This is a genomic window from Acidobacteriota bacterium (genome assembly GCA_028875575.1).
Lineage (GTDB): Bacteria > Acidobacteriota > Terriglobia > Versatilivoradales > Versatilivoraceae > Versatilivorator.
The window spans coordinates 1-21,432 of sequence record JAPPDF010000067.1; the positions used below are offsets into that span (position 1 = coordinate 1).

Annotated in this window: 16 protein-coding genes; 7 read left to right on the plus strand and 9 right to left on the minus strand. The window is 65.6% G+C overall.

Going from position 1 to position 21,432, the window contains the following annotated elements; genetic code table 11:
• Positions 1 to 415 precede the first annotated feature (415 nt).
• The 3 genes from OXI69_09830 (at position 416) to OXI69_09840 (ending at position 5,889) form a co-directional block, all read left to right on the plus strand.
• Complete coding sequence (locus OXI69_09830; protein ID MDE2666440.1) at positions 416 to 1,963, plus strand: long-chain fatty acid--CoA ligase; 1,548 nt, start codon at positions 416 to 418, stop codon at positions 1,961 to 1,963.
• A 61-nt stretch (positions 1,964 to 2,024) separates the two neighbouring features.
• Positions 2,025 to 4,121, plus strand: coding sequence for a hydantoinase/oxoprolinase family protein (locus OXI69_09835; protein ID MDE2666441.1), 2,097 nt, complete (start codon positions 2,025 to 2,027; stop codon positions 4,119 to 4,121).
• Entirely contained in the window at positions 4,114 to 5,889 is a 1,776-nt protein-coding gene (locus tag OXI69_09840) for a hydantoinase B/oxoprolinase family protein (protein ID MDE2666442.1), read from the plus strand. Before OXI69_09835 ends, OXI69_09840 begins: the two co-directional genes overlap by 8 nt.
• Here the strand turns inward: OXI69_09840 and OXI69_09845 are convergent.
• The 4 genes from OXI69_09845 to OXI69_09860 form a co-directional block, all read right to left on the minus strand.
• Positions 5,886 to 6,122, minus strand: a complete 237-nt coding sequence (locus OXI69_09845; GenBank protein MDE2666443.1) for a type II toxin-antitoxin system Phd/YefM family antitoxin — start codon at positions 6,120 to 6,122, stop codon at positions 5,886 to 5,888. The genes OXI69_09840 and OXI69_09845 overlap by 4 nt on opposite strands.
• 129 nt (positions 6,123 to 6,251) lie before the next feature.
• Positions 6,252 to 7,406 carry a hypothetical protein gene (locus OXI69_09850; GenBank protein ID MDE2666444.1) on the minus strand — a complete coding sequence of 385 codons (1,155 nt, stop codon included), beginning with the start codon at positions 7,404 to 7,406 and terminating at the stop codon, positions 6,252 to 6,254.
• A gap of 68 nt (positions 7,407 to 7,474) precedes the next feature.
• A complete protein-coding gene (locus OXI69_09855) occupies positions 7,475 to 8,512 on the minus strand; it encodes a Gfo/Idh/MocA family oxidoreductase (GenBank protein ID MDE2666445.1) in 1,038 nt (345 codons plus the stop codon).
• A 467-nt stretch (positions 8,513 to 8,979) separates the two neighbouring features.
• On the minus strand, positions 8,980 to 10,176 hold the full coding sequence (locus OXI69_09860) for an amidase (protein MDE2666446.1): 1,197 nt from the start codon (positions 10,174 to 10,176) through the stop codon (positions 8,980 to 8,982).
• A 98-nt stretch (positions 10,177 to 10,274) separates the two neighbouring features.
• On the opposite strand from OXI69_09860, the gene OXI69_09865 reads away from it, so the two are divergent.
• The 4 genes from OXI69_09865 (at position 10,275) to OXI69_09880 (ending at position 15,836) form a co-directional block, all read left to right on the plus strand.
• Positions 10,275 to 11,180 carry a hypothetical protein gene (locus OXI69_09865; protein MDE2666447.1) on the plus strand — a complete coding sequence of 302 codons (906 nt, stop codon included), beginning with the start codon at positions 10,275 to 10,277 and terminating at the stop codon, positions 11,178 to 11,180.
• 179 nt (positions 11,181 to 11,359) lie between these two features.
• Positions 11,360 to 13,864 (plus strand): DUF1549 and DUF1553 domain-containing protein, encoded by a 2,505-nt coding sequence (locus OXI69_09870; GenBank protein ID MDE2666448.1) that lies wholly within the window; start codon positions 11,360 to 11,362, stop codon positions 13,862 to 13,864.
• A gap of 124 nt (positions 13,865 to 13,988) precedes the next feature.
• Positions 13,989 to 15,455, plus strand: a complete 1,467-nt coding sequence (locus tag OXI69_09875; protein ID MDE2666449.1) for a DUF1501 domain-containing protein — start codon at positions 13,989 to 13,991, stop codon at positions 15,453 to 15,455.
• 99 nt (positions 15,456 to 15,554) lie between these two features.
• Positions 15,555 to 15,836, plus strand: coding sequence for a DUF1640 domain-containing protein (locus OXI69_09880; protein ID MDE2666450.1), 282 nt, complete (start codon positions 15,555 to 15,557; stop codon positions 15,834 to 15,836).
• Positions 15,837 to 15,865: 29 nt separating this feature from the next.
• On the opposite strand, the gene OXI69_09885 is transcribed toward OXI69_09880, so the two are convergent.
• From OXI69_09885 to OXI69_09905, 5 genes are read right to left on the minus strand one after another with little or no spacing between them, the layout of a single operon-like run.
• Positions 15,866 to 17,347, minus strand: coding sequence for a sodium/proline symporter (locus tag OXI69_09885; GenBank protein MDE2666451.1), 1,482 nt, complete (start codon positions 17,345 to 17,347; stop codon positions 15,866 to 15,868).
• The gene (locus OXI69_09890; GenBank protein ID MDE2666452.1) at positions 17,347 to 17,931 is read right to left on the minus strand and encodes a hypothetical protein; all 585 of its coding nucleotides are present in this window, start codon (positions 17,929 to 17,931) and stop codon (positions 17,347 to 17,349) included. The genes OXI69_09885 and OXI69_09890 overlap by 1 nt, the downstream gene beginning before the upstream one ends.
• Before the next feature lie 30 nt (positions 17,932 to 17,961).
• Positions 17,962 to 18,735, minus strand: coding sequence for an SDR family oxidoreductase (locus OXI69_09895; GenBank protein ID MDE2666453.1), 774 nt, complete (start codon positions 18,733 to 18,735; stop codon positions 17,962 to 17,964).
• Entirely contained in the window at positions 18,732 to 19,733 is a 1,002-nt protein-coding gene (locus OXI69_09900; protein MDE2666454.1) for a 3-hydroxyacyl-CoA dehydrogenase family protein, read from the minus strand. Before OXI69_09900 ends, OXI69_09895 begins: the two co-directional genes overlap by 4 nt.
• A 13-nt stretch (positions 19,734 to 19,746) precedes the next feature.
• Complete coding sequence (locus OXI69_09905; GenBank protein MDE2666455.1) at positions 19,747 to 21,411, minus strand: thiamine pyrophosphate-binding protein; 1,665 nt, start codon at positions 21,409 to 21,411, stop codon at positions 19,747 to 19,749.
• Between the last annotated feature and the right edge of the window lie 21 nt (positions 21,412 to 21,432).

A 21,432-nucleotide genomic window follows, 5' to 3' on the forward strand; every position in this document is an offset into this window, starting at 1 on the left:
GCTCTATCCTCCTCGATCGATACCCTATCAGCGTGTAAACCATGTTTGCGGTTTATGATGTAAAGGATGAATGCGGTCTGTACCACTCTATCACTCCCCCCTTGAGGGGGAATCGCAGAAGCCGAGCCGAATGGCGATGGCTGATGCGGTGGGGGGGCGAGCCTCTGCTTCGCGGCAGAATAGCGAAAATTCAACGCGATGAAAAGAAGCGTCCCGGCCACCGCCATGTTCCGGACCGGGCCTGTTCCGATCTTCCGCCACGAACCGACTCGGAGGTCCGGCCGCCCGGTTGACGCGACCGGAGGAGCAGGATATGGTACGGCGGCAAACCAGCCCACCGAAAACCTGGGCCGGCCCTTGACCTGCTCCTCAACCACTCCCGCCACGGAACCGCCGTGCCGGTCTGTTGAAGCTCATGAATCTCTCCCTCTTGTTGAGCCGCGCCGCCCGGGCCCACCCGGACAGGCCGGCTTTGGTTCAGGGTGACAGAATCCTGAATTACGAGGAGTTCAACCGGCGGACGGGCCGATTGGCCGGCGCCTTGAAAGTCCTGGGCGTCCGGATGGGAGACCGCGTAGCCATCCTCCAGCACAACGGGCCTCCCTTTCTGGAGACCCTGTTCGCTCTTTTCCGCCTGGGGGCCGTGGCCGTCCCCATCAACGTCAGGCTCCATCCGCGCGAGGTTCGTTACATCCTGGAGCAGAGCCAGACCGCAGCCGTGATCCATGGAGACTTTATCAACCCCCGCATTTCGCAAGCCCGCCGGGAAACCTCGGTTCGTCACTGGATCAGTACCGGCGAGCGTGCTTCCACGGACACCCTCGGCTACGAGGATCTGCTGGCTCAGACTGCCGAACTCCCGGACGATGTCGAGCTGGAGGAGAACGCTCTGGCCTGGCTCTTCTACACTTCCGGCACCACCGGCAAGCCCAAGGGAGCCATGCTCTCCCACCGCAACCTGCTGGCCATGACCATGAGCTTCTTCGCCGACCACTACGTCCCCGACGAGACCGACGTGGCGCTCCATGCGGCTCCTCTCTCTCACGGCAGCGGCCTCTATGCGCTTCCACTGGTGGCCCGGGGCGTCACCAACATTCTTCACGATTCGGTGGGGTTCAGCCCTGCCCTGGTGTTCGAGGAGATCACCCGCTGGAAGGTCACCCTCATTCCCTTTCTGGCCCCCACTCAGGTCAAACGACTGGCGGAGGAGTCGGTCGGCCCCAGCCACGACCTTTCCAGCCTGCGGGCCATTGCCTGGGGCGGAGCCCCCATGTACGTGGAAGACGCCCGACGGGCTGTCGCCCGCTTCGGGCCCATCCTGACCGAGCTCTACGGACTGGGAGAGTCTCCCATGACCATCACCGCCCTCAGCCGACGGGCCATGGGGGCGGAACTGGAGAAGGCGCCGGCGCTGCTCACCGCGGGATTGCCGCGCACCGACGTGGAAGTCCGCGTTGTGGACGGCGCCGGCCAACCGCTGCCCGCGGGAAGCGCCGGCGAGGTCCTGGTGCGGGGCGGCGTGGTCATGAAGGGTTACTGGAACAATCCTCAGGCCACCGCCGAGACCTTGCGCGGGGGGTGGCTGCACACCGGGGACATCGGCTACCTGGATGAACGGGGATATCTCTTCCTGGTGGACCGCAAAAACGACATGATCCTCTCCGGGGGGTCCAACATCTACCCGCGAGAGGTCGAAGAAGCCCTGATGGAACACCCTCAGGTGGCCGAGGTGGCCGTGTTCGGCGTGTCCGATCCGGAATGGGGAGAATCGGTGAAAGCAGCCGTCAGGCCGCGCAACCCGCAAGCCCCGCCCCCGGCCGCTGAACTGATTGCCTTCTGCCGGGAGCGCATCGCCAGCTTCAAGAAGCCGAGATGGGTGGTCTTCGTGAATGAAATTCCCAAGAACGCCTACGGGAAAACGCTACGGCGGGAACTGCGGGAACGCTTCGGCTCCGCGGATTGACCCGCACATCTCACCGGGAGACCGGAAAGCAAGCCATGGAATGCAGCTACGGGAGACCGGCATGAAACCGATAGGGCCGATCCGGCTGGGGGCCGACGTCGGGGGGACTTTTACCGACGTGGTCCTGGCCGACGCCGGGGGAAACGTCTGGACCGCCAAGGTCCCCTCGACGCCCCCCGACTTCGAAACCGCCGTGCTCAACGGTATCTCGCAGTTGCTCCAAACCACCGCGGCTTCCGGGTCGGAGGTGGCCGAAGTGGTTCACGGAACCACCGTGGCCACCAACGCCATCCTGGAGCGCCGCGGGGCGCTGACGGCCCTGATCACCACGCGGGGGTTCCGGGACGTGCTGGAGCTGCGCCGCATCCGGGCCCCCCAGATGTATGACCTCTTTTTCCAGAAACCTCCCGAGCTGGTGGAGCGCTATCTGAGGTACGAGCTGGGGGAGCGCCTTTCGGCCAGGGGCGAGGTTCTGGCCGAGGTGGACCCGAACGACCTGAACCGCATCGCCCGCAGCTTGAAGGCAGAGAAGGTCGAATCGGTAGCCGTGTGCCTGCTGCACGCCTACGCCTGGCCCGAGCACGAAAACCTGGTGGGAGAATTTCTGCGCCGGCAACTGCCCGAGGTTCAGCTCTCACTCTCCTCGGAGGTGCTTCGCGAACGCAAGGAATACGAACGCACCGCCACCACCGTGGTCAATGCCTACGTGCGGCCGGTCATGCGCGGCTACCTGGCGGCCATGAGGTCTGGATTGGAAGACCTGGACATCCATTCGCCCCTGCTGATCATGCAGTCGGCCGGGGGGTTGACCCCGGAAGAGGAGGCGGCCCGCCGTCCCGTCTACATGCTGGAATCGGGCCCGGCCGCCGGGGTGCTGGCCTCCCAGGCCACGGCGCGCCACCTGGGCCTGGAGAACGTCATTACGCTGGATATGGGGGGAACCACCGCCAAGGCCTCCCTGATCGAGGAGGGCCGGGTGCGCTACAGCCCCGAATACGAGGTCGGCGCCTCCCTCTCGGCGGGCAACCGCCTGACGGGCGGAGGCGGCGAGCTCATTCGGGCTCCCAGCATCGACCTCGCCGAAGTGGGCTCCGGCGGGGGCAGCATCGCCTATCTGGACGGAGCCGGCGGGGTCCGGGTGGGTCCGCGCAGCGCCGGGGCCATCCCCGGACCTGCCTGCTATTCCCGCGGCGGGGAGGAACCGACCGTCACCGACGCCAACGTGGTGCTGGGGTACATCCGTCCCGGCCGACTGGCCAACGGGGACATCGCCATCGACCCGGATGCCGCCGCCAGCGCCGTTCGGGACGGGATCGCCACCCCTCTGGGAATGGATTTGCTGCAAGCGGCCGAGGGCATCCACCGGATTGCCAACGCCAGGACCATGCGGGCCCTGCGGGCCGTCTCCACCGAGCGGGGCCGGGACCCGCGAGAGTTCGTGTTGATGGCCTTCGGCGGATCCGGCCCCGTCCATGCGGCCGGTCTGGCCCGGGAGCTGCACATCCGCAAGGTCATCGTTCCACCCCTGCCGGGCCTGTTCAGCGCTCTGGGCCTGCTGGCATCGGGAGTGGAGCACCACGACGTCAGGAGCTGCCTGCTTCTCGCCGCCGACGCCGAGGCGGCAAGCCTGGAGGACATTCGGCAGGAGCTGAGGCAGAAGATGCTGGCCCGCTTCGAAGCCGAGGGCTACGCTCCCTCCCGGATCACCTTGAGCTGGAGCGCCGACCTGCGCTTTCAGGGACAGGCCTCCGAAATCCGCCTGGAGCTTCCGGGCGACGCCCTGGACGGACCCGGGATCCAGGCCTTGAACGAGGACTTCGAAGCCGAACACGAGCGGCTTTACGGCCACCGGTCGGACCCCGAAAACCCCACTGAAATCATTGCCGTGCGCCTGGTGGGGCAGGTGGCCGCCCCCGGGCGGGAGGCGGGGTTCATACCTAGGGCCTCCGCCCTTGCGACCCAGTCCCGCCGGCAGGCCTATTTCGGCGCCGACGGCGGCCTCATCGACACTCCGGTGGTGGCCCGCTCGGACCTTTCCGGAACCGTCAGGGGACCCCTGTTGATCGACGAATACGACTCCACCATCGTCGTCCCCCCCTTCATGTCGGTCCGGCGGGACGAACACGGGAACGTGGTCATGGAGGTGGAGGATGAGTAAGGCCGACATCACGGCCGGTAACGGATCCGGCGGAGAGGCCTCCGTCGATCCCATCACCCGGGAGATCATCCAGAACGCGCTGGCCTCCGCCGCCGACGAGATGGCCCTGGCCCTCTACCGGACCGCCTACTCCACCATCGTCCGCGATTGCCTGGACTACTCGACCTCTCTTTGCAACGCCGAGGGCGAGATGATCGCCCAGGGTGTCACCACCCCCCTGCACCTGGGCACGGTTCCCTACGCCATGGAGACCCTCTTCCGGAAGTATGGAGAGAACATGTGCCCGGGCGACGTCTTCATTCTCAACGACCCCTTCGACGGGGGCATGCACATTCCCGACATCTTCATCGTGAAGCCCATCTTCTGGAAGGACCGCCTGGCGGCCTTTGCCGTGAGCACGGCTCACCATCTCGACCTGGGGGGACGCCTCCCCGGCAGTTCGGCCTGCGACAACACCGAAATCTTTCAGGACGGGCTGCGGATTCCCTGGTTGAAGCTCTACCGTCGCGGAGAGCCCGATGAGGCTCTCTTCGCCCTGCTCAGAACCAACGTGCGGGTGCCGCGCATGACCATCGGGGATGTGCAGGCCCAGATCGCCGCCTGCCACATCGGGGAGAGGGGCATCCACGAGCTCATCCGGCGCTACGGGCTGGAGACCTTCACCCGCTGCGCGTCCGAGATGATCGCCTACACCGAACGGCTGCTTCGGCGGGAAATCGCCTCCTGGCCGGACGGCCGCTACTCCTTTACCGACCACATGGACAGCGACGGCGTGGGCGGACCCCCTGTACCTCTGAAGGTCACCTTGACGGTGGAGGGAGACTCCCTGACCGCCGATTTCACCGGCTCCGCTCCCCAGGTCCGGGGAGCCATCAACTGCACGCTCTCCTTCACCGCCTCGGTGGTGGCCCTCTCCGTCCGTTCGGTCATGCGGGAGGAGGTTCCCAACACCGCCGGACTCTTCAAGCCGCTGCGCATCGTGGCTCCTCCGGGCACAGTGGTGCACGGGGTCATGCCGGCGGCTTCCTCCATGAGGGGAATCACCGGATTCCGCCTGGCCGATACCATGTTCGGCGCCCTGGCCGGCATTCTGCCGGACCGCGTCTTTGCGGCCAGCGAGGGAGGCAACACCCTGGTGATCATCGGCGGCCTGCGGGAACAAGGCGGCCGCCGGACTCCCTATGTCTACTACGAGCTGCTCTCCGGGACCTGGGGAGGCCGTCCCGACCGCGACGGCAACGACGGGTTGTGCAACATCGCCAATGTAGCCGCCAACATTCCGGTGGAACAGGCCGAGTGCGAATACCCCGTCCACATCGAACGCTACGGGATGGTGACCGACAGCGGAGGGGCCGGCCGATTCCGCGGGGGGCTCGGCATCGAGCGGGAATGGCGCCTGCTGGAAGGGGAAGCCCATCTGGCCATCCGCTCCGACCGCAGGGACCATCCCCCCTACGGACTCTCTGGCGGCCTGTCTGGAAGGGGCTCCATCAACGAGCTGCGGGGGAAAGAGGAGACCAGGGTCCTGCCGACCATGATCTCGACTTCGATCAAGGAAGGCGAACGCATCTACCACCGGCAGGCGGGCGGCGGCGGCTGGGGCAACCCGCTGGAGCGGTCCCCCCAGGCGGTTGAGCAAGACGTCAGGAACGGCAAGGTCTCACTGGCAGCCGCCCGGCAGGACTATGGGGTGGCGATCGACGAGCAGACCGGGAAGGTGGACCGGGCTGCCACACGGGAATTGAGGGACGTTGGGAGTCGCCGTTAGATGATGGCTTCCCAATCGGAGAGATCTGAGGCTGGGGCCACGAGATCCTCGTGGATCTTGCCACTGTCACTCATGGAACCCAGCCAGTTGCCGGCTGGGTTGGAAGGGGGAGGAAGGATCCGGGCAACCGGCTTGCCGAACCGGGTCACCAGCACCGGCTTGCCGGTCTTGGCTACGCGGTCCAGAACTGCCCGGCAGGTCGCTTTGAATTTGGATATCTGGATTTCCTGCATGAGCCGATTGGACCATGGTCCAAGACCATAGTCTATTTTTCAAGTGTGCTCGGTTCCACTCTTCCCGAAGAGGTTTGGCTCTACCAAGATGGTCCCCCATGGACCTTTCCTGCCCCCGCTGCCACAGGGCTATCGCCGGGCTTGAGCGGTGGCGGTTCCGGCAGATCCTTCAGGCAGCGCGTCGCACAGGTGGAGCGCCACCAGCGGATAGAGGGTCCCGCTGAAGGCGATGAAGTGGTAGTTATCGGTGTTGAGAGAACGGGTCCACCAACGACCCGACTCACGCTGATTCGACAGCAGCCACCGGACACCCTTTTGGACCCTGGGGTCCCGGGCACTGACTCCGGCTTCGCGTAGCGCGATGAGAGCCAAGCCCGTCTGGTGGCCGTCGCTGGGGGGATCGGTGAACTCCTTCTCCGCCCTGAGCTTCTCGGCCCGGTTCCCGTTGCCCCACTGCTCGGGCTCGGCAAAGGCGCGCAGCGCCCAGCCGCCGTCGGCCCGCTGCTTGCTCCAGATCATCTCGATGATCCGCTCCTTCTCGCCCTCCTCCAGCAGGCCATCCAACTTGGCCGAGGCCCACAGGAGCACCACCCGCCCGTAGTCGTGCGGGGGCTCGACCCGGCGCAGATAGTCCTGCAACCGCTTCACGCCGGCCTTCAGTCCCTCGTCGGTCAGGCCTGCCAGCCAACCCGGAGCCGTCCCCACCGCCAAGGCTGCCACGGTGGCTTCCTGAAAGGCGCTCGACTCCAGCGGCGGCCAGCACAGAGCGGCCTTCCACTCGCCGGTGGGAAGCTGGCGCTCGAACAACTGTTTCAGAGCCTGCCTGGTATCGTCCGACAAGGTTCCCGACACATGGGCGTCCCATTCAGCCAGGCCGCGGGCAAGGTAGATCATTTGCGAGTCGCCCAGCTTGCGCTCCTGGCCCAGTCGGGCGGTTCCTTCCCGCAGCACCTTCCCGAAGAAGTCGCGCAGTTCCCCGGCGGGTTGTCCCAAGGACTGGGTCAGCGAGGGGCGAAGGGCCATGTAGCTTCCGTTGGTGTGGCAGGTCACGCACTTGTGTCCGCGGCTCCAGGCGGTGGCCCCCTGGTCGAGAAAATCCAGGGCACGCTGCACCGAGACCTCCGCGAGCTTGGGCTCATCGGCGTCCAGCCTGGGGATCCGGATGGACTCGAACTCATACTGATACTTGAACTTCTCCTCCGCCCCGGCAACCCCGGCCCCTCCCAACAACAGGAGAACTCCCAAGCCACCGGCCAGCCATGCTCTCTTCATTGTTCGACCCATTGCCCGCCACCTCGCTTCCTATCAATTTCGTCAGGAATCAGGCCGCTCCAGACGGCCCCGCCCCCTCATCATCGCAAATTCCGCCGCAACTCGTCCATGCTTCTCACCGGTGCCCAGGACAAAGTGTCGATGGACTCCTCGGCAGCCAAGCCCAGGCAGTGCAGCCTGGCCATATCTTCGGCCGGCACTCCCGAGAAAGGCTTCCCCTCCAGTTGGTCCAGGAAGTCCGACAAACACTCACGCAAACCGGGCCATCCGGCAAAGGGCCGCAGAGCCGAGACCACTCGATCCACCCGCCAGTCCGGGTCGGACCGATTTCGAAGTCTCAACTCTCCGGTGAAGAGATCCGCAAAGAGGTCTCCGTCCCGCCCCTGGACCTCGACCCAGGTCTCGGGGCCCTGAACGCTGGAGATGTTGGCTTGAAAGGTTCCCCAGACCCCGCCGTAGTCCAGCTGGGTCAGGGCGTAGGCCTGCATGCGACCTTCGGTTCCCCGGCCATCCTGAACCAGCACTCCCTGAGGTTGAGAAGCCAGCATCGCGTCCAGGACGTCCACATACCAGGGTGCCAGCACAAGGGGCAGGCTGAGGCCGGCTCCCGGCCGGGCATTCCAGTTGCCGTTCATCCGGATCCTGGCGGTCTGCGGCTCTCCGATGGCGCCCTCGGCCAGCCTTTGGGCGGCTGCGGCCACCACCGGAAGAAATCTCAGCTCCAGGTCGGCCTGCTGGATCTGGGTCGCTCCCAGCAATGCCTCCAGTACCGGAGCGATCCGGTCCCGACGGTGCGACACGGGAGGCTCGTAGAAAAAGGGAATCCCCGAACCGATCGCAGCCAGCAGGCTCGACTCGTGCACGGCTTCGGGAAGAGCCATCAGCACGCCATCCAGACCGCCGGCGGCCAGCATGGCCTCGAAGTGAGGATAGATACGGACCCGGCTGCCCAGTTCCTCCCGAATACGCTGCCGGGTGGCCTGGCTGGGAGCCGAAGCGGCCACAACCTTGCCCCTGCCATCAGCCCGCAGGGCCGGCATGTAAGCCTCGCGAGCCCAGTTGCCGTAACCGGCGAGGCCGATGCGCAGCGGGTTGGTGGCTGAGTCTCGTGTCGTCAATGCGGTCTCCCGCGGGAAACGATTCGTATTTTGGCGCGATATTGGGAAAGGCCTGCGTTCCCGGACCCGGCAACTAATTCGCCGCTTCGCGGCTACGGCAGCGCGGGGTTCAAACGACCCCGGGCTCTATTGATAGGGCGACTCTGTCGGCGTCGTTCTGGAGAGGCCGAGAGATTCGATACCCCGCCTCTAATCCGCCGCATACGCGGCTGCGACAGTGCGGGCCACACACGACCCCGGGCTCCCGCCCGGGGCTACCCTGAGCCGCAGCTTCGCTGCTCTATAAGGATGGCTTGTAACAGGCGTTCCCTCGGGTTACCCACGTCAACCGCAGCTTCGCAGCTCTCTCTAAAATTCCGATTCTGGGGGTACGGAACGATTTTTTGACTAATGGGCTCTTTTTAGTGGCCCTTCGTGGATAACTCTTTTTGTGTCCCCTTGCTGATCGCGAGCCGGCATTGGCGGAGCTACCCGGGTCGCGCGTCAAATCCCAGCAGGGACTCCACCTTGCGGGCGGCCGCCAGCAGGGCCGCGTCCGCCATGGGACGGGCCGACAACTGCAGGCCCAGCGGCAGCCCCTCGGGGGACAGCGCCGCCGGCAACGTTACCGTGGGACACCCCGTATAGGTCCACAGCAGGCTGAAGCGGGGATCGCCGGTGATGGCCAGGGCCCGGTGTGCAGCTCCCTCTGCCGACGGAGACAGGACCAGGTCCACCTCATCCAATAGAGCCGACATCCTGACCGTCAGCCCGCGCCGGTGCTCCTGAATCCGATCCAGGTCTTCGGAAGTGACCGCTCTCCCCTCCAGCAGCAGGGCACGCAGCTTGGGGGGATAGCGATCCCCGTGGCGGGCCATCAACTCCGCTTGGCCTCGGGCCCCTTCGGAGGCAATCAGGTCGAAGTGGTTCCGGTAGGCGCGTGCACACTCTTCGGGCAGGCTCACCGTCCTGACCTCGCATCCCCCGGCGGCCAAACGGTCTCCGGCCTGCGACAACGCCCTCAGCATGACGTCCCCGGCGGGCTCGGTGTGCAGGTCCGGCGCCAGTCCGATGCTCAGGCGCCCCGGTTCCCCTGCCGCGGGCTCTCCCAACAGGGCCGAGGCGGCCTTTACCATGTCGAAAACTCCGCGGGTGAATAAACCGACCGTATCCACGCTGGGGGAAAAGGGAAAGACGCCGGTGACAGGCAGCCGTCCGTAGGTGGGCTTGAACCCCGTCACCCCGCAGTAGCTGGCCGGACGATTGACCGAAGCCACCGTCTGGGAACCCAGCCCCAACCGAACCATCCCGCAGGCCACGGCCGCGGCCGAGCCGCTGCTGGAGCCCCCGGGAGTGTGGCTGGGGTTCCAGGGATTGCGGGTGGCTCCGGGATCCAGAAAAGCCAGGCTGGTGGTGACGGTCTTGGACAGGACGAAAGCGCCCAGAGACAGCAGGCGCTCCACCACGCCTGCGTGTTCCCGGGCCGGCGTCTCCGGAAGAAAGTCCACGTTGCAGCGGGTCGGCATTCCCTGGACATCGATGATGTCCTTGACCCCCAGCGACCAGCCGCTCAGCGGCCCGCCGCCGCTCCGCTCGTGACGCTGCTGGGCTCCGTCGAGGTCCCAGTCCACCAGGGCCCTGACGGTTCCCTCCCAACGCCGGATGGCTGCAAGCTCTTTTTCCATGCCTGTTCCCCGATACCGCCTCTCAGCCAAGCCGCCGGGAACCTTGGGTATAATCATCCGGAAGCGATCGCGCCCGACCCGACTCGCCGACCGACCTCATGCAACCCATCGCCCTGCTGCTGATCCTTGTCTCCGCGGTCATTCACGTGGGATGGAACACCCTCGGCAAGCGAAGCCAACCCAGCGGCGCCCTCTTCCTGGCCGCCAACCTGGTGGGTTGCCTCTGTCTGCTGCCGGGGCTGGCCTACCATATCCCGAAAATTCCCGCGATTCTAGCGGAATTGTGGCCTCTGCTGGCGGTGAGCAGTTGCGCCACCGTCATCTATTACCGCAGTCTGGCCACCGCCTACAACTCCGGGGATCTCTCCCTGGCCTATCCGCTCTCCCGATCCTCCCCGCTGTTTATCGTGGCGGTCATGTTCCTGCTGGGGCGAGGCGCGGAGATCAGCACCGCCTGCCTGGCCGGCATCGTGCTGGTGCTGGCGGGCTGCATACTCCTGCCCATGAGACATATGGCCGACTTCAAAGGCAGCCACTACCTCAGCCGCGTCTTCCTGGCGGCCCTGCTGGCGGCCCTGGCCACCACCGCCTACTCCATCGCCGACGAGCAGGCCTTGCGGCTCCTGGTCTCGGGGCGGTCAGGACCATTGTCCAACCTCGAGGCCAGCCTGGTCTTCGCCGCCCTGTGGGCCCTCTCCTCCAGCGGTCTGCAGGCGGTGGTGGTGTTGGCCCGCAAGCGGGAGCGGGCCTCCTTCCTGGAGCTGATTCGCCGGAGGTCCCGAATTTATGTTCCCTTGGGACTGGGCATCAACCTGGGCTACCTGCTCATCCTGGCCGCCATGACCTGGAGCCATAACGTCAGCTACGTGGTGGCCTTCCGCCAGATCAGCATTCCCCTGGGGGCCCTGTTGGGCATCTTCTGGCTCAAGGAGCCGCTTCCCCTTCCCAAGGCCGTGGGCCTGCTGATTCTGCTCGGCGGCCTGACCCTGGTGGCCGCCGGATGAAAGCCCCGGGAAGCACACTTCAAAGGGAGTGACATTGATCCGGGGCTCTTGTATATTTTGACTCATCCTTCAATCGGCAGCCTGGTCTCGCCGCCCGGGACGGTGGGGGCCGGCCGCGGGGAGCGCTGATGGACTGGCCATCGACATATTCCGGCCCAATTCGGACAGCCCGAAGGAAGTTGGCGGGAGTCTGCCTGGTGGCGACCCTGCTGCTGTTGGCCGGGGTTCCGGGTCACGCCTCCGTGGACTTTCAGGACCAGGTGCTGCCCGTCCTGCAGGAGAACTGCCTTCCCTGCCACGACCGCCACACCCGAACCAGCGGATTTTCGGTGGATAGCCTCGACTCGGTGCTGGCGGGAGGCGCGCGCCACGGGGCCGCCGTCATGCCTGGAGCCCCCGGGCAGAGCCCCCTGATACAGGTGCTGCGCGGCCAGATAGAGCCGCGCATGCCGCTGGGCCGGGCCTTCTCCGAAGACCGGATCCAACTCATCGAGCAGTGGATCGGTGGGCTCTCCGCCACTCCCCGGGGGGACTCGCCGGAGGAGCCTTACTGGGCCTACGTCAAACCCGCTGCCGGGCTGCCGCCCGAGGTCAAGGGCTCGCCCTGGATCCGGAACGGCATCGATTCCTTCATTCTGGAACGCCTGCAGGAGGAGGGACTCTCACCCGCGCCCCCCGCCTCCCGCAGGACCCTTATCCGCAGGTTGTTCTTCGACCTGTTGGGAGTGCCGCCCGACCCGGCCGAGGTGGAGGCCTTCGCCGACGATCCCTCCCCCAACGCCTATGAAGCCCTGGTGGACCGTCTGCTGGCCGATCCGCGCTACGGGGAGCGCTGGGGGCGCCACTGGCTGGACCTGGCCCGTTACTCCGACACCAACGGTTACGAAGGCGATCCGGAGTACTACCACACCTGGCGCTACCGGGACTACGTCATCGATGCCTTCAATGCCGACAAACCCTACAACCTGTTCGTGAAGGAACAGTTGGCGGGGGACGAGTTCTTCGAGATGATGTCGGCTGGAGCGCTGCCGCCTCCGGACCCTGAATCGGTGGTGGCCCTGACTTTTCTGCGCCTGGCCCCCTTCACCGAGCCCCGTGGCGAAGAGGACCGGCATGTCCTGCTCAGCGAAATGACCTCCACCGTCGGTTCCGTCTTTCTGGGGCTGACGGTGGGCTGTGCCCAATGCCACGACCACAAGTACGACCTGCTGCCCACCAGGGACTTCTACCGGCTCAAGGCCTTTTTCGCCACGGTGCAGATCGATCCCCCGCGCCCCGGGGACATCCAGCAACTGGGAGGCCCGCAACCCGCCAGTTTCGTCAATCCGGCCCGCAAGGAGCGGTGGGACCGGGAGCGGACCGCACTGGAACAACAGTTGCAGACCACCGAAACGTCATTCGCCCTCTTTTACGAACCGCTGCTGGAGCGACTGAAAGCCTACAGGATGGAGGCCGCCCGCGACCGCCTGGCCTCCCCTGAGCCCGAACCGCCTACCTTCAAGGACCTGAAGAAAGCCATCCGGGACGACCAGGGCTACCGGAAGTTTTCCATTGAAGAACACCGGCAGTTCACCGACTTCAGACACCGCGTTCTTCGGCTCAAGAACAGCATCGAGCGGCGCAAGCCGCTGGCCATGTCCTTGAGAAACGCCGACGGCCCCCCCTACGGCCCCAACGTCTCCACCACCTACGTCCTGGAGCGGGGTCATTGGAACCGCAAGGGAGAACCGGTGGAACCGGGATTCCCCAGCGCCATCGAGGGCCACTCCCAACCGGCCCCCATCGACCGGGATCCCTTCGGGCGCTACCCGACCAGGGGCCGCCGACTGGCACTGGCAAAGTGGATCGCCAGCCCCGAGAATCCCCTGACGGCCCGGGTGATGGTCAATCGCCTCTGGCAGTGGCACTTCGGGAGGGGCATCGTGGACACGCCCAGCGACTTCGGCAAGAACGGGGCGGCCCCGACCCATCCCCGCCTGCTGGACTGGCTGGCGCGCGAGCTGGTGGAGAGAAACTGGAGTCTCAAGTCCATGCATCGACTCATGGTGACTTCCGGCGCCTACCGGCAGTCTTCGCTGCACTCCGATCCCGAGGCCACCCGGATCGACCCGCAAAATCGGTACCTGTGGCGCTTCCAGCGCCGCCGCCTGGAGGGAGAAGCCGTCCGGGACAGCATCTTGACGGCCAGCGGCAGGCTCAACGGCGACCGCAGCGGGCCTCCCGTCTTTCCTCCCCTGCCCCCCGGGCTTGACGAAGCCCAGAAGGTCCAGGGCACCAACACCTGGGAGACCATGTCCGGCCCCCGGGGCCGCAAGCGAAGCGTCTACATCTTTCAGCGACGGTCTCTGAGCATGCCCCTGATGGAATCCTTCGACGCGCCGGTTCCCAACGCCTCCTGCGCCCGGCGGGAGACTTCGGTCTCGGTTCTCCAGGCGCTGACCATGTACGACGGGGAGTTCGTGAACGAAGAAGCGCGCCACTTCGCCGAGCGGGTCAAGCGTGAAAGCGGCGGCGATCCTGCCTCCCGGATCCGCCAAGCCTTCCGGATCGCCCTGGGCCGGGATCCCCGGCCCGAGGAAACGGCACGGTCGAGGCAACTATTGGAGAAGAGCCCGTCCGGCGACGGCTTGACAGCCCTCTGCCGGGTGCTGCTGAACAGCAACGAGTTTGTGTATGTCGATTAGCGGGCCCGTGCCTTCGAGGGACAATCATGGAAAAGAGGAATCCACCAAGGAGCACGAAGAACTACGAAGGAACACGAAGAAACTGATAAAATGAATGGCCGATTGCTGATGAAGGAGTTGGATCATGAATGAGGAACACCGGAACCGCATCGCCGGGCCGGGGCTGCAGGCTTTGTCCCGGCGGGACTTTCTCTGCCGTTCCTGCAACGGGATCGGGGCCCTGGCCCTGGCCGGCATGCTGGCGGACGAGCTGCCGGCGGGAACCCCGGGCGCGGCGGGACCTCCCCTACCCCATTCCGGGCGCAAGGCCAAGCACTGCATCTTCATGTTCATGGCGGGAGGGGTCAGCCACGTGGACAGCTTCGACTACAAGCCGGCTCTGCAGAAATTGGCCGGGCAGAAGCTGCCCCCCTTGAGCGGTCTTTCCGGAGAGATCCAGGGCTATCTCAACAAGCCTCACCGGGTCATTCCCAGCGCCTTTGAGTTCAAGCGCTACGGCCAGTCGGGCCGCGCCATCTCCAGTCTCTTTCCCCGCATCGGCCAATGCGCGGACGACCTGGCCTTCGTCTACGGGATCGAGGTCGAGAACAACAACCACGGCCCCGCCACCATGCACGTCACCACCGGGTCCCAGTTTCAGGGCAGCGCTTCGGTGGGTTCCTGGGTCACCTATGGACTCGGCAGCCCCAACCGGAATCTACCCGGCTACATGGTGATTCAAGACCCCAGGGGCGCCCCGGTGAACGGCGCCGCCGTCTGGGGGAGCGGCTATCTGCCCGCGGCCTACCAGGGTACCGTGCTGCGCTCCAGCGGCACCCCCATCCTGCACCTCGACCTTCCCGGCGGAGTGGACCGCTCCCAGCAGCGCCGGGAGTTCGACCTGCTCCACTTCCTCAACTCCCGGCACCTGGACCAGCGGCCCGGGGCTTCCGAGCTGGAGGCCAGGATCAGCGCCTACGAGCTGGCCTACCGCATGCAGGCCTCGGCCCCGGAAGCGGTGGACCTGTCGGAAGAGCCGGCCCACACCCGCCGTCTCTACGGCCTCGACAATCCCGTCACCGAGGGGTTTGGTCGCCAGTGCCTGCTGGCCAGGCGGATGGTGGAACGGGGGGTACGCTATACGCTGCTGGTTCACGGCGTGGAGATCAACAAGCACAGTTGGGACGATCACACCAACGTGGAGGGACGCATGCGGAACCACGCCGCCGAGGTCGACCTGCCGGTGGCGGGACTGCTGCAGGACCTCAAGCAACGGGGACTGCTGGAGGAGACGCTGGTGGTTTGGGCCTCGGAAATGGGCCGCACTCCCTTCCTCAACGACCTCGAGTCCAAAACTCCCGGCCGCGACCACAACCAGTTCGCCCTGGTCATGTGGATGGCCGGTGGAGACGTCAAGGGCGGCGCCACTGCCGGAGCCACCGACGAGTTCGGCGTCAAGGCCCTGGAAGAACAGATCCCCCTGCGCGACGTGCACGCCACCATCCTCAACCTGCTGGGCCTGGACGACATGCGCCTGACCTACCTCCATGGCGGCCGCTTCCGCCGCCTCACCGACATCGGCGGCCGCGTGCTCCACGAAATCATCGCGTGACAATTAAGGCAGTGGCCAGTGGTTAGTGGTCAGTGTTTAGCCCCGGGAGGTCATGGTGTATAATAGAGGGCAACCCATAACGACAAGGAACGCAACGGAATGACCACGGCTGTTTTCGATACTCTGCAAGCCGCCCGCCAGCTTGAAGATGCCGGCATCGAAAACAAACAGGCCGAAGCCATCGTGACCACCATGGCCAAGGCTTTCGACGATTCTGTCGCCACCAAGGCCGATCTGACCGCCCTCAAGGCCGAACTAAAGGCCGATATCCAGCAGGTCAAGGCCGACCTCAAGGCCGAACTTGCCACCGCAGTCAACCGGATGCTGCTGGCGCAACTCGCCATTGCCGGACTGCTCTTTGCCGCTCTCAAGCTGTTTTAGCCAAGCCTTCAATTTCAGGTTGAATTACGTCACAGGTCCATGACCCGGTCCACGTCCGGGTCCAGCTTCTGGGGCTTGGAGAGGAGGGAGATCCCGAAGAACAGGGTGAGGGAGACCAGCAGGGCGATGGCGCCGGCGTCGATGCGGAAGGGGATCTGGATCTTGAGCAGCTTGACCCCCAGATTGATGACCAGGCTGGAGATCATGGCCGTGTTGGCGGCCAGGGAGGTGGCCCGCTTCCAGTTGAAGCCGATGGTCACCACCGGGACCAGGGCCGCCGCAAAGGTGCCCCAGCCAAAGGCTCCCAGGATGGCCACCAGGTCGCCGGAGTAGACGGCGATCAGGGATGCGACCAGGGCGATGACCACCGTGGCCGTGCGGGCCCAGAGCAGTTCGTTCTTCAGCGACCGCCCCCGCAGGGACTGGGGAATGTCGTGGACGATGGCGGCCGAGCCGATGTTCAGGAAGCCGTCGGCGGTGGACATGATGGCGGCGAACAGGGCCGCGAAGACCAGGCCGGCCAGCAGCGGATGGGTATAGGCCTGCAGGAACTGGGGCGCCGCGGCATCGATCCCCGGCAGTTCGGGATGGCTGCCCGACAGCACCAGGGTTCTCATGGCCAGGCCGATCCCCAGCCAGAGGAGCGCGGTCAGCGAATACCCCACCACAGAAATGGGCAGGGTGCGGCGCACATCCCCCACCCGCTTGCTCATCATCAGCTTGGTAATCACGTGAGGCTGACCCGAGGCCCCCAGGGTGAAGAGGAAATACCAGGAGAGGCACCCCAGCATGCCCACCGACCCCCAGGGGCTGATGGCTTCGGGGTCGTCGGCTCCGATGGTCAGCGACATGCCGGCAAAGCCGTCCGGTACGGCGGTGGTGGCCGCCACCAGCACCAGCAGGGCCGCAATCACCATGATGAAGCCTTGAATCACGTCGGTATAGACCGAGGCGATGATGCCGCCGGTGACGCAGTAGAACACCAGGACCGCGAACGACACGGTCACGCAGGCTTCCAGGCTCAAGCGGCCGATCGGAGTATTGGCGATGATGTCCTGCAGGACGGTGGCCATGGCCAGGATCTGGGTCCCCAGGTAGCCCATCACACCCAGCAGGATGGCGAGGGAGGTCAGCAGGCGGGTGAGCTGGCTGTTGTAGCGGGCGGCCACCACGTCCGGCAGCGACACCGACTCTTTCAACTCGGCCAGCAGGCGGATGCGCTTCCCCAAGAGGTAAAAGGAGATGCAGGTGCCCATGGGGGCGCTGATCACCATCCACAGGGAGCTCATTCCCATGTGGTAGACCAGCCCCGGGCCGCCCACGAAGCCGAATCCGCTCATGATGCTGGAAAAGACGGCGAAACCGGTGACGATCACCCCCAGGTTGCGGCCGGCCATGAAGAAGTCCGCACTGGATCGGGTCCGCCGAAGGGCCCACAGGCCCACCGCGATGCAAATTCCCATGTAGAAAACCACCGAGAACAGGATGGTGACGCCTCGGTCCGTTTCCATCAGCGATGCTCCTCAGGCGATTCGGGGTCCGTCAGGGAGTTGCTGCCCGTCGGCGGGGTGTCGACCAGCTCCCGGAAGCGGCGGCTGTCCTCCTTGCGGAACACCCAGTCCTCGAACTTCAAGCTGTAGACCAGTACGAAATAGAGGGGGAACGGCCACAGAACCCACAGCATGACGGCCGTGGGCGGCGGCAGCGACACCAGCAGCCGGGTGGGATCCTTCACGTAGTCCTGGTAGGTGAGAACCAGGGCCATGAAGACGGCCAGGTAGAGGACGCCGCCCAGCAGGAGAGCTCTTCTCTTGGCCCGGGAAGAACCCCTGGCTCCCCGCAGACCAAAGCCCAGGCAAGCCACGAAAAGCAGAAGCTGCAAAACCCCGAAGGCCGCCCCCAGCCACAGGACCTGGGCATGGCGCTCGCCGGTCCCGCCTTGCCGCATGGTCCTCAGCTCCCCGTGCCCATACCCCTGGCTGTCGGGAGGCTCTTCCCAAAAGAGCGCCACCCCCACCACCAGGCACAGTGCCAGCAGCAGTCCGAAAAGGACCCAGTGCAGCCAATCGGAGTCAGGGGTTCGGGTGGTGGTCAAGGGAAAGGGGTGCTCCTTCAATCGATTGAGTCAGAGCATTCGCTCCACGTTGCCGCAGACGCTGAGCGCCTGGCCCGTGATCGCGGCTCCCGCCTCCGAACAGAGGAAGAGGGCCATGTTGGCGATCTCGTCGGGGTCTACCATTCTGCGAAGCGAGACCTGCCTCAGGTGCTCCGCCTCCAATTCGTCATAGGTTTTCTGGATAGCCGCCGCCTTGGCGGCGATGACCGCGCGGATGCGGCCCCCCTCCACCATACCGGGCAGCAGGGCGTTCACCCGAATCCCGTGAGGGCCCTGTTCCATGGCCAGGCTCTGGGTGAAGCCCACCACGGCCCACTTGGAAGCGGCATAGGGGGTTCGCATGGGATACCCCAGCCGGCCGGCCACCGAGGAAAGGTTGATGATCGAGCCACCTCCCGCCTGCTTCAGAAGGGGCACGGCCAAGCGGGCGCAAAGGAACTGGCCGGTGATGTTGACGTCCAGGGTCCGGCTCCAGTCCTCCGGGCTCACCTCCTCCACCGGCGCGGTGGGGCCGGCAATGCCGGCATTGTTGATCAGCACATCCAGCCCGCCCAAATGAGCCGCCAATTCGGCGAAGACTCGCTCCACGTCGGCAGGGACAGCCACGTCGGCCCGGGTGAATCCCACTCCCGGAAGCTCCCGGAGCAGATCTGCACCCCGATCCGCGGCAACGTCGCAGACATGCACACCGGCCCCCTGCCCCAGAAAGGCAGCCGCAATCCTGCGGCCGATCCCGGAAGCTCCGGCCGTCACCAGCACCCGTGTTCCCTCTCGAATCTTCATGGTTCGCTCGTTGGTTGCTTGCCGATCCCCTGCCCGCGGCTTGCGTCAGGGGGCTCCGATTCCTGGTGGAACAGCCGCAGCAGTGCCAGAAAGCGGCGGTCTCGCTCCGACACCTTTGCTTCCACCACCTCCGGGGTGTAGCTGTAGATCCCCTCCCCGCTCTTGACTCCGAAACGGCCCGACCGGACCGCCTGCTCCAGCGCGGCCGGAAGCTGCCGGTCGGATCGGACGTCCAACACCAGGTTCTCGAACACGCTGGCGGTGACATCCAGGCCCGCGAAGTCGATGACCTCCAGCGGACCGATAGCGGCCAGGCGGAAACCGATGGTGCTCTTCACCGCCCGATCGATCTCCTCGGGATCCGCCACGCCCCGGTCCAGCAGGTCCAGGATCTCGCGCAGCATGGCAATCTGGATGCGGTTGACCAGAAAGCCGGGAACTTCCTTCTTCAGTTGCACCGGGGATTTACCGACCTGTCGCAGCAGGGCCAGGGTGGCTTCGACGGCCTCGGTTCCGGTCTTCTCCCCCGGAACCACCTCCACCAGCGGCACGATGTGGGGCGGGTTGAACCAGTGGGTGATCAGCGCCTGCCGGGGACGGCTCAGATCGGCGGCAAGGTCGGAGATGGGGAAACTGGAGGTGTTGCTGGCCAGGATAGTCTCGGCCGAAACCTGGGGCTCGATCCGGCTGAACAGCCGCCGCTTGACCTCCAGGTCCTCGGCAACCGCCTCGACCACGAACTCGGCGCCCTGAACCGCGTCGGCCTCGGTCTCACAGACCCTGAATTGGGCCAGCGAGGGTTCAATGGCATCCTCCTCGCCGAAACCGGCTTGGGCAGCCGTCCTCAGGTTCTGCTCGATTCGGCCGGCCACCGACCCCCGCACCTCGGGCGACTGGTCGTAGCCGCTGACCCGGCAGCCGCCCACCGCAAAGGCCTGGGCGATGCCATGCCCCATGGTTCCCAGCCCCAGCACCGCGATATTTCTGATGGTGGACAAGAGTCGGTTCTCCTCACCCCCAGGGATCGGGAGCCAGAGCCTCCATGTCGGTGACCGCATCCAGCACCACCGGACAGTCGGCCTGCAGGGCCTCCTCCAGAGCCGGGACGACCCCCTCGGGCTGCTCTACCCGGATGCCCCGGCAACCCAGGGACTCGGCCATGGCGGCGATGTTCAGGTCCCTGAACTGCCACATCTCCAACCCCTGGCGCTGCACCCCTCCGTAGGCGCTGGCGAATATCTCGGTCTCCTGATTGAGAGAACGATTGTCGTTCACCACGATCACGGGATGGATGCCGTAACGGAGGGCCGTCTCCAACTCGGACAGGTGGTAGTAGAAACCACCGTCTCCGGTGAAGCAGACCACCGGTCGTTGGGGCGCGGCGCACTTGGCCCCGATGGCCGCCGGCAGGCCCCAGCCCAAGGATCCGGCAGCCCGGATGTAGGTCTGACCGGGGTGGTGCAACTCGATGTGGGTTCCGGACCAGATCCCCGAGTGGCCGGTATCCGAGACCAGGATCGCGTCCTCGGGCAAGGCCGATTGTATCTCCTTGCAGAGGCGCTCCGGGCGCATGGGCACCGCCGGCGACGAACGCAGGGGAGCCACCTCCGAACGCCATTCGGCCACTACCTGCTCCACCCGCGAGAGCCACCCGGAGTCGGGCGGCCGGGAGGCCAGGGCGGCATTCAACTCCTGCAGCCCGACCTTGGCGTCGCCCCACAAGCTGCAGAGGTTGGGATAGTTGCGGCCCAGTTCTCCGGGCTCGATGTCCAGTTGAAGGACCCGAGTCCCCTTGGGCGGGATGCGCCAACTGTTGGTGACCTGCCCCCCGGTGCGGCTGCCGATGAAGAAAACCAGGTCGGCCTCGGCCACCAGCCGGTTGGCGCAGGCGCGCGAATAGGAGCCCACCACGCCGATGGACAGGGAGTGGTTCTCCGGAAGGGTCCCCTTGGCGTTCAGCGAGGTCGCCACCGGGATGGAGAGTTTTTCCGCCAACTGTCTCACTTCAGCCTGAGCGCCCGAAAGGGTGACACCGCCTCCGGCAACGATGACCGGCCGACGACTGCGACTCAACAGGTCGGCCGCCTGCCGCAGGCTGTCGGGCTCCGGTCGCGGGCGGATGGCCGGAAATCGAGCGAACCGGGACTCGAAGACGGGATCCAGGTCCGCCTCTCCCTCGATAGCCTGCCCGAAGTTCCCCCCGAGCTCCAGGTGAACCGGAGCCGGACATCCTGTGGTGGCTTCCCGGAAGGCCTGGCGGAGCAGGTCGGGCAGGCGCTGGGGCAGATCCACCTGAACATTGAACTTGCTCAGGGGCTCGAACAGTGGAAAATCATCCACTTCCTGGTAGACGCCGCGGTGCTTGCTCTCGGGAAGCCGGCCACCGGTGACGGCAATGACTGGGACGCCGGCCAGATAGGGGTCCCGCAGGCCTGCCGCCAGGTTGGCCGCGCCGATGGTCTGGGCCATGGCCACCCCGGGCTTGCCCGAGATTCGAGCGTAGCCGTCGGCCATGTAGACGGCCGCCTTCTCGCTATGGGCCGTGACCCGCACGATATCGAGGTCTTCCATTTCAGCCAGGGCCGGCGTCAGGATGGTGGGGACCAGAAAGACGTGGGTGACTTCATAGGCCTGCATGGCCTTGGCGAAATAGCGGGATCCCGTCATGGGTGGCATGGGTGTCCTTCAGGTCGGACT

What these genes read in the sequence shown, in the direction of transcription:
- OXI69_09830 (MDE2666440.1), top strand. Translation starts at nt 416, where the DNA reads ATGAATCTCTCCCTCTTGTTGAGCCGCGCCGCCCGGGCCCACCCGGAC.
- OXI69_09835 (MDE2666441.1), top strand. Translation starts at nt 2,025, where the DNA reads ATGAAACCGATAGGGCCGATCCGGCTGGGGGCCGACGTCGGGGGGACT.
- OXI69_09840 (MDE2666442.1), top strand. Translation starts at nt 4,114, where the DNA reads ATGAGTAAGGCCGACATCACGGCCGGTAACGGATCCGGCGGAGAGGCC.
- OXI69_09845 (MDE2666443.1), bottom strand. Translation starts at nt 6,122, where the DNA reads ATGCAGGAAATCCAGATATCCAAATTCAAAGCGACCTGCCGGGCAGTT.
- OXI69_09850 (MDE2666444.1), bottom strand. Translation starts at nt 7,406, where the DNA reads ATGGGTCGAACAATGAAGAGAGCATGGCTGGCCGGTGGCTTGGGAGTT.
- OXI69_09860 (MDE2666446.1), bottom strand. Translation starts at nt 10,176, where the DNA reads ATGGAAAAAGAGCTTGCAGCCATCCGGCGTTGGGAGGGAACCGTCAGG.
- OXI69_09865 (MDE2666447.1), top strand. Translation starts at nt 10,275, where the DNA reads ATGCAACCCATCGCCCTGCTGCTGATCCTTGTCTCCGCGGTCATTCAC.
- OXI69_09875 (MDE2666449.1), top strand. Translation starts at nt 13,989, where the DNA reads ATGAATGAGGAACACCGGAACCGCATCGCCGGGCCGGGGCTGCAGGCT.
- OXI69_09880 (MDE2666450.1), top strand. Translation starts at nt 15,555, where the DNA reads ATGACCACGGCTGTTTTCGATACTCTGCAAGCCGCCCGCCAGCTTGAA.
- OXI69_09885 (MDE2666451.1), bottom strand. Translation starts at nt 17,347, where the DNA reads ATGGAAACGGACCGAGGCGTCACCATCCTGTTCTCGGTGGTTTTCTAC.
- OXI69_09895 (MDE2666453.1), bottom strand. Translation starts at nt 18,735, where the DNA reads ATGAAGATTCGAGAGGGAACACGGGTGCTGGTGACGGCCGGAGCTTCC.
- OXI69_09905 (MDE2666455.1), bottom strand. Translation starts at nt 21,411, where the DNA reads ATGCCACCCATGACGGGATCCCGCTATTTCGCCAAGGCCATGCAGGCC.